The sequence below is a fragment of the Actinoplanes sp. NPDC049681 genome (assembly GCF_044465265.1).
In the GTDB taxonomy this organism is placed as follows: domain Bacteria; phylum Actinomycetota; class Actinomycetes; order Mycobacteriales; family Micromonosporaceae; genus Actinoplanes.
Window position 1 is genome coordinate 1120445 of record NZ_JBITLP010000001.1, and the last position, 15575, is coordinate 1136019.

Sequence of the window (15575 nt, forward strand, 5' to 3'; positions counted from 1 at the left end):
CTTCGACTGCCGGCTCGCCGACCGCTCCGTCTACGAGCGGGACCCCGTCGGCGAAATACTCGACGACGCGGGCACGAAGGTCATGAGGCGATCGCTGAGCAGGTTCACCGCGGACAGGCCGCTCTACCCGGCCGGCCTCGCAGACCCGCTTCGGAAAAGCTGAGTCACATGCCTAGGAGGAAGAGGGCGCCTGCGGCTACCAAGCCGATCTCCACCAGGATCACGAAGACGTGGTCGCTGATGCGTCCGACGATCTTCTTGCCGGTCCAGGCTCCCGCGAGGGTGGCGGGGGTCAGTGCGAGTCCGTACAGGACGACCCGGCGGGTGAGGAGGTCTCCGGCGCCGTATGCGGCGATCTTCGACAGGTGCAGGGTGACCGCGCCGGCCGCCTCGGTGCCGATGTATGCCGCGCGGGTCAGCCCGTAGGCGAGGAAGAACGGGGCGGTCAGCGGTCCGACCGAGCCCAGCAGCGCCGACCCCAGCCCGGATGCGGCGCCGACCGCGGTGAAGGTCCGCTCGGCGGGTTTGCGGGGCCGGGGATTGCGTCGCCGCCAGATCACCACGCCGATCAGGAAAACGCCGAGCAGGCGCTTCAACGGCCCGAGCGGTGCATGGGCGAGCAGCAGCCCTCCGGCAACGGCGAGAGGCACCGCGCCGAGCGCGAACCAGCCGATCAATCGCCAGTGCAGATCACGGCGGTTGAGCCACACCCGGAACGTGTTGCTGGATACCTGTGTCAGGGTCAGCATCGGTACGGCGACTCGCAGCCCGAAGAGCGCGGTGAACACCGGTAGCAGCAGGACACCGCCGCCGAAACCGGCCACCGCGGACAGGAGGGCGAGCCCGAACGCGGCCAGTGACGCGACCGCAAGGGTCGGCAACTGATCAACGAGCACGCGCTCAGCCTGCCAGACGGCAGAACCGCCCCCGTCAGCCGCCGACGTGGCGAAGGACGGCCAGGACCCGGCGGTTGTCGCTGTCCGAGGACGGCAGGCCGAGTTTCGCGAAGATGTTCGCCACGTGTTTCTCCACGACTCCGGGGGTGATGACCAGCGCCGCCGCGATCCCGGCGTTGGATCGCCCCTCGGCCATCAGCGCCAGCACCTCACGCTCCCGCGGAGTCAGCGACGCCACCTCGGCCGTGTCCCGTCCGGCCCGCATCAGGTGGCCGACCACCTCCGGATCGAGCGCGGTGCCGCCGGATGCCACCCGGGTCAGTGCGTCCACGAAGTCGGCGACGTCCGCGACGCGGTCCTTGAGGAGGTATCCGACGCCGGTCGGCCGGTCGGCGAGCAGGCGGGTCGCGTAGCGGGTCTCCACGTACTGGGAGAACACCAGCACGCCGACGCCGGGATGGTCGCGCCGGATGTCGATCGCGGCGCGCAGTCCTTCGTCGGTGTGGGTCGGCGGCATCCGGACGTCGACGATCGCTACATCGGGTACGAACGCCGCGACCGCGGACCGCAGGGCTTCCGCGTCGGCGACCGCCGCGCACACCTCGAAACCGCGGTCGGTGAGCAGCCGGACCAGTCCTTCGCGCATCATCGCGGCGTCCTCCGCGATCACCACCCGCATGCCGTCGCCTCCGTTCACGCGTGTGTGGGCAGTTCGATCTCGACCCGGGTCGGACCGCCGGCCGGGCTGCGTACGCGCATGCGCCCGTCCACGACCGCGATGCGGTGGGTCAGGCCGGACAGGCCGGGACCGTCCGGGTCCGCACCGCCGGTGCCGTCGTCCTCGACGGCCAGCACCAGATGCTCGCCTGATCCGGCGACGCTGAGGTCGATCCGGGTCGCCCGGCTGTGCTTGGCCGCGTTCGCGAGCAGTTCGGAGGCGCAGAAGTAGGCGATGGTCTCGATCGCCGGCGCCGGGCGGCCGGACAGGTCGACGTCGACCGCGACCGGGATGGCGGTGCTGGTCGCGAGCGTCGCCAGGGCGTCGGCGAGGCCGCTGTCCAGGACCGGCGGGTGGATGCCGCGTACCAGGTCGCGCAGTTCGGCGAGGGCGTCCTTCGCTCCGCGGTGGGCAAGGGCGACCAGCTCGCGGGCCTGTGCGAGGTCGGGTGGCGGGCCGTCGGTGCCGAGCTTCTCGGTGGCCATGCCGAGGTTCATCGCCAGCGTGGCCAGCCGGATCTGCGCGCCGTCGTGCAGGTCCCGTTCCAGCCTGCGCATCATCGCGGCCGCGTCGTCGATCGCGCGGGCCCGGGTGACCTGCAGTTCGCGTACCCGTTCCGCGAGCCGGCGGGGACCGAGCAGCCGGCGCATCGCGGCGACGTCGAGCGTCGTGCCGGCCCGCATCAACCACGGTGCGACCAGCAGCATGGCGAGGCCGGCCGCGGCGATGAGGAACGTGCCGGCGAACGTACGCGTACCGATGGCGCCGAACGGGGTGAGCGCCCACACCGGCCCGAGGCGCGTGCCGGGCGGATGGTTGCGGAACAGCGGCCACCACACGGGGTAGCTGAGGTTGACGACCCCGAAGACGTAGCAGAACGCGCCGTACCCCTCGGGGATGGCGAGGGGGACCTTGAGCAGGCCGTACCCGATCGCCCGCCAGCCCGGGCCGTCGGCGACGACCGCGCTGATCCGCTTGGAGGGCCGCGGGGGCGGGGCCTCCACGTGTACGTCGAGCAGCCGCTCCGCGAGTAAGCGATGCACCGCTCCCATCGCGCGCCCGAGCGGGGCGGCCAACACGACCAGGAGCACGACGGTGAGCGGGAACAGCACCAGGAACAGCGGGGCGACGGCAGGCGCGGGCCGGTCGGCGAGGGCCCCGGTCGCCCACAGGACGAGGACGCCCACGCCCGGCCCGATCGCCGGTACGGCCAGAATCGCGCCCGCGCTCACCACGCCGGCGACGCAGAACGCCGCCCGGCGCAGGGCCTGCGTGGTGAACGGGGCACGCAGCGCGGTCATCAGCTCATTGTCGCCGGTCACGCGTCGCGATGACGGAGCAGCACTCCGCCGCCGAGGATGGCCGCCACCGCGTACGCGCACATGAGCAGCGCGCTGACCCAGCCGGAGAAGAGGCCGGGCACGGGCGTGGTCACCGCGATCGAGTTGAGCAGCATCAGCAGCGGGACGAAGCGGCCGACCGCGATGCCGTTCTCGCCGAACAGGCCGATCACGATCGTCGGGACGAACATCAGGGCGAACAGCGTGCCGATCGCGGCGCCCCCGTGCCGCACGATCGTGCCGATGCCCACCCCGAGCAGCGCGGTCGCGCCCAGATACACGCCGGTCAGCACGACGGCGCGCAGGATGGCCGGTTCCCCGAGGGACGCGGCCGGGATGGCGGTGCCGCGGATCGCCAGCTGCCCGCTCAGATAGCCGGCGAAGCTCGCGGTCAGGCCGACGGCGAGCGCCGTGCCCCCGCAGACGGCGGCCTTCGCGGCCAGAACGACCCGGCGTCTCGGGACGGCGGCGAACGTCGAGCGGATCATTCCGGTGCCGTATTCGCCGGTCACCATCAGCACGCCGAGCGCGCCGAGGAGAAGCTGGGCCAGGATGGCGCCGCCCAGGCTGTTGTTGAGGATCTGTGCGGCGGTGGCCGCGGGGGTGTGCGACCGGTAGCCGAGTCCGACCCCGGCACCGGCCGCGGCCATCGACACCACCGCCGCGATCGCCAGCCACCATGTCGACCGGACGCTGCTCAGCTTGATGCGCTCCATCCGCGCCGCGTGACGGAATCCGTACCCGTTCATTTCGCTCCCGTTCCGCGATAGTCGGTGGCCTGCGAGGTGAGCCGGAAGAACGCGTCCTCCAGACCCTCGGCGCGGGCGGCCAGGTCGGCGACGGTCGTCTCGGCCAGCAGCCGGCCGCGGCCGATGACCACGAGCCGGTCGGCGGTCAACGCCATCTCGGCGATCAGATGACTGGACACGAACACCGTCCGGCCCTCTGCGGCGAGCCCGCGCAGCAGGTCCCGGATCCACCGGATGCCCTCCGGATCGAGCCCGTTGACCGGCTCGTCGAGCAGGAGGACGCCCGGGTCGCCGAGCAGCGCCACCGCGACGCCGAGCCGCTGCCGCATGCCGAGCGAGTACGTACCGGCGCGCCGCGTCGCCGCGTCGGACAGCCCGACGATGCGCAGCACCTCGTCGACCCGGGAGCCGGGGATGTCGTTGCTCGCGGCCAGCGCGGCCAGATGCGCCCGGGCGCTGCGTCCGGGATGGACCGCCCCGGCGTCGAGCAGCGCGCCGACCGTCTTCAAGGGCCAGTTCAGTTCCGGGTACGGGACACCGTCGATCAGCGCCTGGCCGCGGTCCGGGGCATCCAGGCCGAGGATCATCCGCATGGTCGTCGACTTGCCGGATCCGTTGGGGCCGAGGAAGCCGGTCACCACACCCGGCTGGACCCGGACACTCAGCCCGTCGACGGCGGTCCGGTCGCCGTACCGTTTGGTCAGTTCACGTAGTTCGATCACATGAATGACGCTAGGGAGCGCGGCCGGCGGTCAGAAGCCGGAAACCATCCGACCCTGACTGGGGGTTTTCACCCCTGTGCCGAGCCGGTGCTGCCCCGGACCATGAGGTGTGGCTGTGAGGCCAACGAAAGAAGGCCCGCCGTGCGGCGGGCCCTCCTCGGTGGTGCTTCAGTCCTTGTCCGGCTCCGGGTGCTTGTAAGTGATGTCCTTGAGCGGGAACTCCTGGTCGTCGCCGAACGGTGACGGGCCGCCCGCGTTCTGCGAGAGCAGCTCGGCAACGTCCAGCTTGCCGTCCGGGCCCACCGGCGGCGCCTGCGGCAGGCGCGCACCCGCACCCGCCAGACCCGCCGCCACTCCGGTGACGCCCTCCGAGGAGCTGGGGGCCATGTTCTCCCCGCCGCGGCTCTTCGTCGGGATGCCGCCGTGGCCGGCCGGGGTCGTGTCGAGCTGGTCCCGGCGGAAGATCTTGCGGCCGAGCCACACCAGCGGGTCGTAGCGGCGGTCCACCACCCGTTCCTTCATCGGGATGATGGCGTTGTCCGTGATCTTGATGTGCTCCGGGCAGACCTCGGTGCAGCACTTGGTGATGTTGCAGTAGCCGAGGCCCTGGTTCGCCTGCGCGTACTCCTTGCGGTCCTCGCGGTCGTCGAGCGGGTGCATGTCCAGCTCGGCAGCGCGGATGAAGAAGCGCGGGCCGCTGAACGCCTTCTTGTTCTCCTCGTGGTCACGGACGACGTGACAGGTGTTCTGGCAGAGGAAGCACTCGATGCACTTGCGGAACTCCTGCGAGCGCTCGACGTCGACCTGCTGCATCCGGTAGTCGCCCGGCTTCACGCCCGCCGGCGGTGCGAAGGCCGGCGTCTCCCGCGCCTTCTCGTAGTTGAAGGAGACGTCGGTGACCAGGTCCCGGATGACCGGGAAGGTACGCAGCGGCGTGATGGTGACGGTCTCGTTCTCCTCGAACGTGGACATCCGCGTCATGCAGCCGAGCCGCGGCTTGCCGTTGATCTCCATCGAGCAGGAGCCGCACTTGCCGGCCTTGCAGTTCCATCGGCAGGCCAGGTCGGGGGTCTCGGTCGCCTGCAGCCGGTGGATGATGTCCAGCACGACTTCGCCCTCGTTGACCTCGACGTCGAAGTCCTGGATCTCGCCGCCGGACGCGTCGCCCCGCCAGACCTTGAAGTGACGCTTCATCAGTTGGCCTCCGTCGCGATCGCGTCGAACTCGGCGAGTTCCTCGTCGGTCAGGTACTTGCTGAGCTCGGTGCGCTTGAAGAGCTTGAGCAGTTCCTCGCGCATCTTCGGCAGTGGCTTGCGTTCCAGGTGCACGTCGCCGGCGTCGTCCAGCGAGCAGACGAGGTTCACCTTGCGCCACTGCGGGCTCATCTTCGGGAAGTCCTCGCGCGTGTGGCCGCCGCGGGACTCCTCGCGCTCCAGCGCGGCCTTGGCCGTGCACTCGGAGACGACGAGCATGTTGCGCAGGTCCAGGGCCAGGTGCCAGCCCGGGTTGTAACGCCGGCCGCCGACCGCGCCGACGTTCGCCACCCGCAGCTTCAGCTCCTGAAGCCGCTTCAGCGCGTCGCTCAGCTCACCCTCGCGCCGGATGATGCCGACCAGGTCACCCATGACGGCCTGAAGGTCCTGCTGCAAGGTGTACGGGTTCTCGCCGTCCGCCCGGTTCAGCGGTGCAAGCGCGGTGTCCACAGCTTTTTCGACGTCGGACGTCGCCACCTTGGGGCGCTTCGGGAGGGCGTCGGCGTACGCGGCCGCGTGCTCGCCGGCCCGCTTGCCGAACACCAGCAGGTCGGACAGGGAGTTGCCGCCGAGCCGGTTGGAGCCGTGCATGCCGCCGGACACCTCACCGGCCGCGAACAGGCCCTCGACGTGGCCGAACGCCGCGCCGGTGTCCGGGTCGACCTCGACGCCGCCCATCACGTAGTGGCAGGTCGGTCCGACCTCCATCGGCTCCTTGGTGATGTCGACGTCGGCCAGTTCCTTGAACTGGTGGTACATCGACGGCAGTCGCCGGGTGATGACCTCGGCGGGCATCCGGGTGGAGACGTCGAGGAACACGCCGCCGGACTTGGTGCCACGCCCGGCCTTGACCTCGCTGTTGATGGCGCGGGCCACCTCGTCGCGGGGCAGCAGCTCCGGCGGGCGCCGGTTGTTGTCCGGGTCGGTGTACCAGCGGTCCGCCTCCTCCTCGGTGTCGGCGTACTGGTGGCGGAACACGTCGGGGACGTAGTCGAACATGAACCGCTTGCCGTCGGAGTTGCGCAGCACGCCACCGTCGCCGCGGACCGACTCGGTGACCAGGATGCCCTTGACGCTGGGCGGCCAGACCATGCCGGTCGGGTGGAACTGCAGGAACTCCATGTTGATGAGCGTCGCCCCGGCCCGCAGCGCGAGCGCGTGGCCGTCGCCGGTGTACTCCCACGAGTTGGAGGTCACCTTGTACGAGCGGCCGACGCCGCCCGTCGCCAGCACGACCGCCGGCGCCTCCAGCAGGATGAACTCGCCGGACTCCCGGTAGTAGCCGAAGGCCCCGGCGATCTTGTCGCCGTCCAGCAGCAGCTCGGTGATGGTCGTCTCGGCGAAGACCCGGATCCGCGAGTCGTAGCTCCCGGTCTCCGCGAAGTCCTCCTGCTGCAGAGACACGATCTTCTGCTGCAGCGTACGGATGAGCTCCAGTCCCGTACGGTCGCCGACGTGCGCGAGCCGCGGGTACTCGTGCCCGCCGAAGTTCCGCTGCGAGATCTTGCCGTCCTTCGTACGGTCGAACAGCGCGCCGTACGTCTCCAGCTCCCAGATCCGCTCCGGGGCCTCCTTGGCGTGCAGTTCCGCCATCCGGAAGTTGTTGAGGAACTTGCCGCCGCGCATGGTGTCACCGAAGTGCACCATCCAGTTGTCGCGGCTGTTCACGTTCCCCATCGCCGCCGCGGCACCGCCCTCGGCCATGACCGTGTGCGCCTTGCCGAACAGCGACTTCGAGATGATGGCGGTCCGCTTGCCCGCCAGCCGGGCCTCGATGGCGGCGCGCAGACCGGCCCCGCCCGCGCCGATGACGACGACGTCGTAGTGGTGTCGTTCGATTCGCGTAGTCATTGTGGAGGGCCCTCTAGTTGATGAAACGCAGGTCGTGGAACCAGTCGGCCGACACCGCCATGACGTAGAAGTCGGTCAGGGCGAGCGTCCCGAGGGTGATCCAGGCGAGCTGCATGTGCCGGGCGTTGAGCTTCGAGACGAGCAGCCAGAAGCGGTAGCGCACGGGGTGCTTCGAGAAGTGCTTGAGCCGCCCGGCGACGATGTGCCGGCACGAGTGGCAGGACAACGTGTACGCCCACAGCATCACCACGTTGCCCACGAGGATGATGTTGCCCAGCCCGAACCCGAACTTGTCGCCGCTCTGGAAGGCCCGTACGGCATCCCAGGTGTTGATCACCGAGATGATGCCGGCGGCGTAGAAGGCGTACCGGTGAGCGTTCTGGAAAATGAGCGGGAACCGCGTCTCGCCGGTGTACTTCTTGTGCCCGTCGGGCACGGCACAGGCCGGCGGCGACATCCAGAAGGCCCGGTAGTAGGCCTTGCGGTAGTAGTAACAGGTGAGGCGGAAGAGCAGCAGGAACGGAAGCGTGAAGGCGGCTTCCGGGATGAGCCAGAAGGACGGCAACGGCGTGCCGAATTCCGCGGACCCCTCGACGCACCGGTCGGTGAGACACGGCGAGTAGAACGGGGTCAGGTAGTGGTACTGCTCGACGTAGTACTTGCTGTGCATGAATACGCGGACAGTGGCGTAGATCACCCACGCGCTCAGCCCCACGAAGGTCACCAGCGGCGGAAGCCACCACCGGTCCGTACGCAACGTCTTCGCCGCGATGGCGGCGCGCGAACGCCCCGCATCCAGCCTCGTTGCCGTCGTCGTCATTGACGTCTCCCTGAACAGTGCAGCCATGACGTGCTCTGGCGGCGGGCGCGCAGGAACCCAGTCTGTGTGCGTCCGCGATGTGTGGCACACGTTACAACGAAGGTCAGCTTCGTGCGCTGTAAGGGAAGGCTTACCGCGCGCTACAGGTCGGGAGCGGCGAGGCGGCGGATCGGTCCGGCGCACTCGGCCGGGGAGAACCGGTCCAGCTCATCGGTCACGGCCCGGCCGTCGCCGGTCCGGGGAGCGACATAGAAGGCGGGGGTACGGGACTTCGCCTGCGCATCGAGGGCCTCGGCATAAGCGGTACGCGCATCGAGCACCTGACGCCATCCATCGCCGGCCCGCTCGCCCTGCAACCGACTGACGTAAATCCGCGTGGCGGCGTTCTCGTCCCGGATGGCCAGGGCGCGAGCTTGTGGAGTGGTGGTGGCGCCGGGCGGGATGAGGCGGTTGAGGCGCTGCTCCAGCTCCAGGCAGGCCGTGTTGCGCAGACGGTCGTCCTGCCGAACCTCGTCCACGTCATGGCGGCCGTCGGAGATGAACGCCGAGACGACGATGAAACCGCCGGCGCAGAGGGTGAGGACGACAAGGACGGCCCCGGCGGCGAGCCCGCCGATGAACCACCGGCGGCGGCGCTTCATGCGTGCGTCCCCGTCGGGCGCGGCGGGTGCGAGCCGGGCAGCCCGGGTCCGCCAGCCCGTCGAGCGGCCCGCAGTGTGCCCTGCTGGGCCGGGCGGGGGCGTTGCGCCGCCCGGGATACCCGCCGCCGCGCTGCCGGGGGCGGCCGTGCCTGCGCTGCCGGGCGGGGCCGTGTCCGCGCTGCCGGGCGGGACCGTGCCCGCGCTGCCGGGCGGGACCGGGTCCGCGCTGCCGGGCATGGACGCTGCGGCGCTGGGCGTGGTGCCGCTGGGCGTGGGGTCCGGTGAGGCTTGGGCGCTGAAGTCGGCTTGGCTCGCGGCGACAGCTCCGGCGGGCGCACCGGTGGTGGGCTCGTCGCCCTCGTCGCCGTCCGTTCCCTGGTCACGCCGCATGTCGCTCACGGCCTCAGTGAAGCATGCCGGTCAATGAGCCGCCCACCGAAGCGGGCGGCCCACCCAGCGATGGGCCAGCCGCCCGGCGCCGTCGCCGTCCGCCCTTCGCCGTCCGCGCCGTTTGGATGGTCGCGCCGGCGGCCGCTTTCCGGCCACGTGGCATGGCGTTCGCCGTAGGCGCAGCCCCGCTGCTTGCCCGCAGCGGCCCGTGCCGGCCGCAGCGGCCCTGCCGGCCGCAGCGGCCCTGCCGGCCGCAGCGGCCCTGCCGGCCGCAGCGGCCCTGCCGGCCGCAGCGGCCCTGCCGGCCGCACCGGCCCTGCCGGCCGCACCGGCCCTGCCGGCCGCACCGGCCCTGCCGGCCGCACCGGCCCTGCCGGCCGGCGGCGTCAGCCTGAGGCGTTGCCGGTGATGTTCCAGGAGGCGAGGTGGAGGGCCGGGGCCGTGTATCGCACGCCCGACCAGCGGTCCGGCAGCGACACCTCCTCCGCTCCCACGGCCAGCACCGCCCCCGGACCGAGCGCCTGCGGGTAGGACTGGGTGAAGCGCATGTTGCCGACCGCCGCCGTCACCTCGCCGTCCTCCACCAGCCAGACGCCGTTGCGGGTCAGCCCCGTCACGACGAGGCTCTTCTGGTCGAGCACGCGGGTGTACCAGAGGTCCGTCACGAGCAGTCCCCGCCGCATCCCGGCCACCAGAGCCCGCGCGGACCCCGCGACCGGCCCGTCTCCACCCGTCGCCGAAGTGCCCGGCTCGGAAGCCGGCCCACCGGCCAGGCGCAGATTCGCGGCGATGGGCCCCCACGAGCGGGAAGCGGCCGAAGCGTGGCCGGTCGAAGCCGCGCCCGCCTCCGCCGCCGAGGTGCGGTCGTGGCTCACCGCCTGCGTCACCCCGCCCGACACGAGGACCAGGCTGCTCCGCGGTGTGCCTTCCGCGTCGAACGGCAAGGTCGCGCCCAGGGGCTGGTCGATGATGGTGATGCGTTCGTCGAATTGCTGGGCGCCCAGTTCGGCGAAGGACTGGTGCTGGGCGAATGCCTTGCCGTTGAAGCCGAAGCTCGCCAGGTTGTCGAGCAGGTCGGCCACCGCGGTGGGTTCCAGGACCACCTCGTAGCGGCCCGGTGGCAGTTCGACGGGCCGGGCGCCGGCGCGGGCCTTTGCGGCCGCGCGGGTGCCGAGGGCGGCTCCGTCGAGGTCGGCCAGGCGGGCGCTCGCGCGGCGGGCCACACCGTCGGCGCCGTCGAGGCGGGCGATGCCGTCCATGGCCGCGTCCGCCGACCGGCCCTGCACCGCTTGGCCGAGCGTGTTGGCGAAGCCGCCGGATGCGTACGTGGTGCGGCAGAAGCCGGCCGTCTCCAGGCCGCCCGCGGCCTGCACGAAGTCGCGGACCCGGGCGGCGCGCTCCTGGGGGCCCGCGGCCGCGGTCGCGGGATCGAAGCCGGCATCCCCGGACAGCGGCGTGGGCGGGGTGAGGCCGGGCCAGGTGGTGTCCGGCGGGGACAGGCGGGCGGCGGCGATGGTGCGCTCGACTAGCGCCTGCAGGCCCGCGGTGTCCGTGACCGTGGTGGAGCCTCCGGCCGTACGCCCGTCGACGTGCAGCCGGAGCCGGACCGTCGTGGTGGCGTCGGCGACGTTCTGGTGGATCGCCGAGTTGGCGAACCGGGTGAGCGCCTCGGCGGAGTGCGCGGCGACGACCTCGGCCTCGGCCTGCGGGCCGGCGAGCCGGCGGGTCAGGTCGACGACCTGCGCGGCCAGGTTCAGCTCGGCACTGGAACGCTCGCTCATCCCCGGACCCCCACCCGTACGTTGGTGAACCGCGCCGGTGCGGCGGGGTGCCCGGTGTGGCCGATCTGGCCGGGCTGGCCCTTGCCGCAGTTGGGCGTGCCCCACGCGACGCTCTCCGACGAGAGCATGTCCATCGACTGCCAGAACTTGGGCCCGATGCCCGTGTACGTGGGGTTGCGCAGCATCCGGCCGCGCTTGCCGTTCTTGATCTCGTACCCGATCTCGCAGCCGAATTGGAAGTTGAGCCGGCGGTCGTCGATGGACCAGGACCGGTTGATGTCCATGAAGACGCCGTCGTCGGTGGCCGCGATGATCTCGTCGAGCGTGTGCGGGCCCGGCTCGAGGCCGACGTTGGTCATGCGGACCATCGGCATCCGGGCCCAGCCGTCGGAGCGGACGCTGCCGGCATAGTCGAGGCCGGCCATCGCCGCGGAGTCGCGGCCGGCGAGCACGCCGACCCAGACGCCGTTGCGGACGGCGTCGCGCTTGGCCGCCGGGGAGCCCTCGTCGTCGTAGCCGAAGCTGCCCAGCGCGCCCGGGATGGTCGGGTCGATGGTGATGTTCATCAGCTCCGAGCCGTAGCGCAGGCTGCCGAGCTGCTCGAGGTCGAGCCAGGACGTGCCGGCGAACGCCGCCTCCCAGCCGAGGATGCGGTCGAGCTCGATGGCGTGCCCGACGGACTCGTGGATCTGCAGGGCCAGCTGTTCGCCGCCGAGGATCAGCGTGGTGTCGCCGGAGGGGCACAGCGGCGCGGTGAGCAGCGCACGGGCCTCGTCGGCCATCCGGGCCGCGTTGTCGGCCAGCGCCAGCTCGTCGACGAGCTCCCAGCCTCGGGTGCCGTACTGTCCGCGGTGCGACGGCCATGAGCGGCGCTGGATCTCGCCGTCACCGTACGCGCTGGCGGTGATGCCGGCGCCGCACTCCCGGATGTGCTGGTCGATGCGGTGCCCCTCGCTGGAGGCGAACCACTTGCGGGTGTCCCAGACCTGGTAGATGCCCTCGGCCAGGTCGGCGCCGGCGTCCCGCGCGGCGCCCGTCGCCGCGACCAGCAGGTCACCCTTGGTGGACAGCGGCACGGAGAGCGGATCGATCTCGCACGGGCTGGCCCAGCTCGCCGTCCCGCCGCCGGCCGGCACCAGGTCGATCTTCGGCCCCGGCACCAGGGCGCTGGCGGCGGCGATCTCGGCGGCGCGGCGGCCGGCCGCCCGGGCCGCGGCGTCGGACAGATCCGGTACGGCGTAGAAGCCCCAGCTGGACCCGACCAGGGCCCGCACCCCGATGCCCGCGCTCTCGTCGAAGCTGAGGTCCTCGACCTCGCCGTCCCGGGCGGTCATGGTCTCGGTGCGGCGCAGCATGACCCGGGCGTCGGCATACCGCGCGCCGGCATCCAGCGCGGCCTGAACCGCGGACCCCGCCTCGTCGAAGTGATCCATGCCGAAACCCTAGACGAGTACGGACCTTCGCCGGGGGCGCCTGTGGACAGTCGCTGTCACTGCGGCGGAAGCAGCTCCTCGGGGTCGATCGTGACGTCGAGCGGATCCAGCAGGTGCAGCGCCTCGCCGACCTTCGTGACCGACCGCTCCACGTAATGCCTCTCGTTGAGCTCGTAGAGGTGCAGCGCCCCGGTCTCCTGCTCAATGATCAGGTACCAAGGGATGCCGGCTTCCGCGTAGTAGTGCATCTTGAGGATCTTGTCCGTGGAGGCATTGGACGGCGAGACGATCTCGCAGACGAGCAGCACGGCCTCGCCCGGGACGGCAGCTTCATCAAAGTTGATCGCAGAGGTGATGACGAGAGATCCGGAATGGGGATGCGCCCCGGGTTGAGCCGGACGTTGACCGCTTCGTGGATGTAAAGACCCGCATCCTTGGCCGCTTGCCGCAGAGCGAATTTCAGCTCGCTGGAGATGTGCTGGTGACGCGGCGAGGGCGCGGGCGTCGTGCGAAGGTCTCCGTCAAAGAGTTCGACGCGCTCGGATCCCGCTTCGAGCGCGAAGAACTCTTCTTCGCTCAGCGGCCCGCCGTGGCGGAAGTATGCCGACGTCGTCATGGCTGCGATTCTTCCATGGCGAGGATCCGTCCGGCAGGTTCAGAGGTTCAGGCCGGTTACTCGGACGAGCTGCATCACCGACTGCTCGACGTAGCCCTGTGCCGTCAGCATGTTGCTGTGCAGCAGCCCTCGGTCCGGTTCCGCCACGAGGTAGCAGGGGATGCGCGCCTGGGCGTACGCGTGCATCTTGAGGGTCCAGTCCACCGTCGCGCTCGCTGCGGAGGTGATTTCGCAGACCAGGCGGACGGAGCCCGCTTCCACCAGGGGGATGTCCGGGTCGATGGCGCCCGTGATGATCAGGTCGGGCACGGCGATGCGGCCCGGGCCCAGGCGGACCGGGATGCCGGTGACCACGTTGAGGTCGGTGCGTCCCGCGCGCAGCGCGTTGGCCAGCGCGTTCAGGATCATCTGGTGGCGGGGGGTGTCTCGGGGGCAGGTCAGGACGTTGCCGTCCCACAGCTCCGAGATGGCCGAGGTCTCGCCGAGCTGGAGGTAGTCGACCTCGGTCGTCGGCAGGGCTTCCATGGGCAGGCTGCGGCCGATCAGGGCTGATGTCATGCACACTCCCGGGTCAGGAATCGCAGTTCTTCGGACAGGCCCCCGGTGGGGGAGACCAGCAGCGGCGCCGTTCCCGACGGCTCCGCCGCGTGGTGGTCGTAGATCTCGGCGTTGTCGGTGCTGGTGCCGAGGTAGCGCTCGGCGTACGCGGGCGGCAGCGCGGTCCAGTCGGTGACCGGGTCGACGGCGATGCCGCAGCGGAAGACGTCGGGGCGGCGCTGGACGGCGAGGATCGCGAGCCAGCCGCCGAGGTCGGTGCCGCGTACGGCGACGCGGCCCAGGTCGAGGTCGGGGTGTTTGCCGGTGAGGGCGTGCAGGGCGTCGATGTGGTCGGTGAGGGCCACGTCGGCGAGGCGGCGGTGAACCACCTTCTCGAAGCTGGGCGCGACTCCGGGCGTACCCCTGGTGTCGACGCTGACCACGACGAAGCCGGCGTCGGCCCACCATTGCCGTTCCTGCCACCGGGCCGGGTCGACGACGACCTGCTGGTGGCCGGGGCCGGCGCCGAACTCGATCAGGACCGGCAGGCGGGTGCCGGTGACGTGGCCGGCCGGGTAGAGCACGCCGGTGGGCAGGCGCCGGTCGGTGACGCGTTCGAGGGCCGGCTGGGGCGCGTACGGCAGCGGCAGCACGTTCGTCGGCATGGGCAGGACGGCACTGCCGCGGCGCACGGTGTGGTCGACGACCATGACGTCGCCGCCGACGGTGGCGTGGTGCCAGCCCGGTTCGTCGGTGAGGCGGCGGGACTTCGCGCCGCCTCCGCCGAGTGCCGTACGCACCGCGTACACGTGCTGCTCGGCGGGTTCGCCCTCGGTGCCTTCGACGATGAGTTCCTGGGTGCCGGCGAGCACCCCCACGACCCGGCGTACGTAGAGCTCGGGCGGGGTGAGCAGGCTGCCGTCGGCGAACAGGCACCGGGCGTCGAAGCCGTCGTGGGCGAGCTCGCCGCCGACCAGGACCCGGCCGTCGGGCAGCAGGAGCGGCGTGCCGCGCACCGGTTCCACCCAGCGGGCGTCGGCCAGCTCGGCATGGACCTGGGTCTCGCCCGTACGCGGGTCGACCGACAGCACCAGTCCGTGCTGCTGGCTGCGGCGCAGCACCGTGATCAGGGGGTTGCCGGCGCTCCAGCGGACGTCGACCAGGTACGGGTACGTCTCCCGGTCCCAGTGGACGTCGACCCACCCGCCGTACAGGTCGAGCAGGTGCAGGCTGACCGTGCCGGCGCTGCGGACGGCCAGGATGCGGCTGCCGTCGGGGGACCACCACCAGCCCCGGGTACGCCCGAACTCGGCCGCGGCGGGCTCGGCGACGCCCCACGACACGCCGGAGCCGGGCTCTCCGGCGAGCAGCTGATCCTCGCCGTCCTCGCCGATGACGCGCAGCGTGCCGTCGGGGGTGGTGTAAGCGACGGCGCGCCCGGTCGGGTCGGGCCGGGGGTGCACCACCGGGGCCGTCGCCGTCCGCTCGATGCCCGAGCAATGCAGGTGGCCGTCGCGGGCCCAGGCCAGCACGGACAGGTCGGCCGATCCGGCGTACGCGTCGATCGGCCCGTCGGCGATCCTGGTGACCGCCCCGGACGCGACGGTGAGGGTCCACAGCGCCGACGCGGGGTCGTACGGTCCCGCGGAGCGCAGGAAAGCCACCCGGGCGCCGTCCCCGCCGACCGTCACGGCGTGCGGAGCGCCGAAGCGGAACCGGCCGGTGCGGGCGGCGAGCTCGGGATAGTCCACGCCGACCAGCATCGCTGATCGGACACCACTCGCGGGGGGCAAACAGCAGACGAAGCGGCGGGACGGGCGCGCGTAAA

At 71.4% G+C, this 15575-nt stretch carries 16 protein-coding genes; 1 reads left to right on the top strand and 15 read right to left on the bottom strand.

The genetic code is table 11. From position 1 onward, the window contains the following. Positions 1–164: 164 nt before the first annotated feature. The 9 genes from ACIBO8_RS05190 to ACIBO8_RS05230 all read right to left on the bottom strand — a co-directional run bounded on the left by ACIBO8_RS05190 (position 165) and on the right by ACIBO8_RS05230 (position 9389). Positions 165–896, bottom strand: coding sequence for a sulfite exporter TauE/SafE family protein (locus tag ACIBO8_RS05190; RefSeq protein WP_396113786.1), 732 nt, complete (start codon positions 894–896; stop codon positions 165–167). A gap of 34 nt (positions 897–930) precedes the next feature. Next, positions 931–1575, bottom strand: a complete 645-nt coding sequence (locus ACIBO8_RS05195) for a response regulator transcription factor (protein WP_396113787.1) — start codon at positions 1573–1575, stop codon at positions 931–933. A 14-nt stretch (positions 1576–1589) separates the two neighbouring features. Then, positions 1590–2936 (bottom strand): sensor histidine kinase, encoded by a 1347-nt coding sequence (locus tag ACIBO8_RS05200; RefSeq protein WP_396113788.1) that lies wholly within the window; start codon positions 2934–2936, stop codon positions 1590–1592. Next, positions 2933–3703, bottom strand: a complete 771-nt coding sequence (locus tag ACIBO8_RS05205) for an ABC transporter permease (RefSeq protein WP_396113789.1) — start codon at positions 3701–3703, stop codon at positions 2933–2935. The genes ACIBO8_RS05200 and ACIBO8_RS05205 overlap by 4 nt, the downstream gene beginning before the upstream one ends. Beyond that, positions 3700–4425: an ABC transporter ATP-binding protein gene (locus tag ACIBO8_RS05210; RefSeq protein WP_396113790.1), complete on the bottom strand. Its 726-nt coding sequence runs from the start codon at positions 4423–4425 to the stop codon at positions 3700–3702. Before ACIBO8_RS05210 ends, ACIBO8_RS05205 begins: the two co-directional genes overlap by 4 nt. A gap of 168 nt (positions 4426–4593) precedes the next feature. Continuing rightward, positions 4594–5619, bottom strand: coding sequence for a succinate dehydrogenase/fumarate reductase iron-sulfur subunit (locus ACIBO8_RS05215; protein ID WP_396113791.1), 1026 nt, complete (start codon positions 5617–5619; stop codon positions 4594–4596). After that, positions 5619–7529: a fumarate reductase/succinate dehydrogenase flavoprotein subunit gene (locus ACIBO8_RS05220; RefSeq protein WP_396113792.1), complete on the bottom strand. Its 1911-nt coding sequence runs from the start codon at positions 7527–7529 to the stop codon at positions 5619–5621. Before ACIBO8_RS05220 ends, ACIBO8_RS05215 begins: the two co-directional genes overlap by 1 nt. Before the next feature lie 13 nt (positions 7530–7542). Next, on the bottom strand, positions 7543–8349 hold the full coding sequence (locus ACIBO8_RS05225; RefSeq protein ID WP_396113793.1) for a hypothetical protein: 807 nt from the start codon (positions 8347–8349) through the stop codon (positions 7543–7545). 140 nt (positions 8350–8489) lie between these two features. Then, positions 8490–9389 (bottom strand): hypothetical protein, encoded by a 900-nt coding sequence (locus ACIBO8_RS05230; RefSeq protein ID WP_396113794.1) that lies wholly within the window; start codon positions 9387–9389, stop codon positions 8490–8492. Positions 9390–9588: 199 nt separating this feature from the next. On the opposite strand from ACIBO8_RS05230, the gene ACIBO8_RS05235 reads away from it, so the two are divergent. Then, positions 9589–9789 carry a hypothetical protein gene (locus tag ACIBO8_RS05235; protein WP_396113795.1) on the top strand — a complete coding sequence of 67 codons (201 nt, stop codon included), beginning with the start codon at positions 9589–9591 and terminating at the stop codon, positions 9787–9789. On the opposite strand, the gene ACIBO8_RS05240 is transcribed toward ACIBO8_RS05235, so the two are convergent. Genes ACIBO8_RS05240 through ACIBO8_RS05265 form a run of 6 tightly spaced genes read right to left on the bottom strand, consistent with a single transcriptional unit; the run spans position 9767 to position 15498 of the window. Then, positions 9767–11161 (bottom strand): TldD/PmbA family protein, encoded by a 1395-nt coding sequence (locus ACIBO8_RS05240; RefSeq protein ID WP_396113796.1) that lies wholly within the window; start codon positions 11159–11161, stop codon positions 9767–9769. The two genes, ACIBO8_RS05235 and ACIBO8_RS05240, sit on opposite strands and share 23 nt — an antisense overlap. Then, a complete protein-coding gene (locus tag ACIBO8_RS05245; protein ID WP_396113798.1) occupies positions 11158–12594 on the bottom strand; it encodes a TldD/PmbA family protein in 1437 nt (478 codons plus the stop codon). The genes ACIBO8_RS05240 and ACIBO8_RS05245 overlap by 4 nt, the downstream gene beginning before the upstream one ends. A gap of 56 nt (positions 12595–12650) precedes the next feature. Further along, positions 12651–12902: a Uma2 family endonuclease gene (locus tag ACIBO8_RS05250; RefSeq protein ID WP_396113799.1), complete on the bottom strand. Its 252-nt coding sequence runs from the start codon at positions 12900–12902 to the stop codon at positions 12651–12653. Beyond that, positions 12803–13210 (bottom strand): Uma2 family endonuclease, encoded by a 408-nt coding sequence (locus tag ACIBO8_RS05255; RefSeq protein WP_396113800.1) that lies wholly within the window; start codon positions 13208–13210, stop codon positions 12803–12805. Before ACIBO8_RS05255 ends, ACIBO8_RS05250 begins: the two co-directional genes overlap by 100 nt. A 39-nt stretch (positions 13211–13249) precedes the next feature. Then, a complete protein-coding gene (locus ACIBO8_RS05260; protein ID WP_396113801.1) occupies positions 13250–13768 on the bottom strand; it encodes a Uma2 family endonuclease in 519 nt (172 codons plus the stop codon). Beyond that, on the bottom strand, positions 13765–15498 hold the full coding sequence (locus tag ACIBO8_RS05265) for a prolyl oligopeptidase family serine peptidase (protein WP_396113802.1): 1734 nt from the start codon (positions 15496–15498) through the stop codon (positions 13765–13767). The genes ACIBO8_RS05260 and ACIBO8_RS05265 overlap by 4 nt, the downstream gene beginning before the upstream one ends. Positions 15499–15575: the final 77 nt, after the last annotated feature.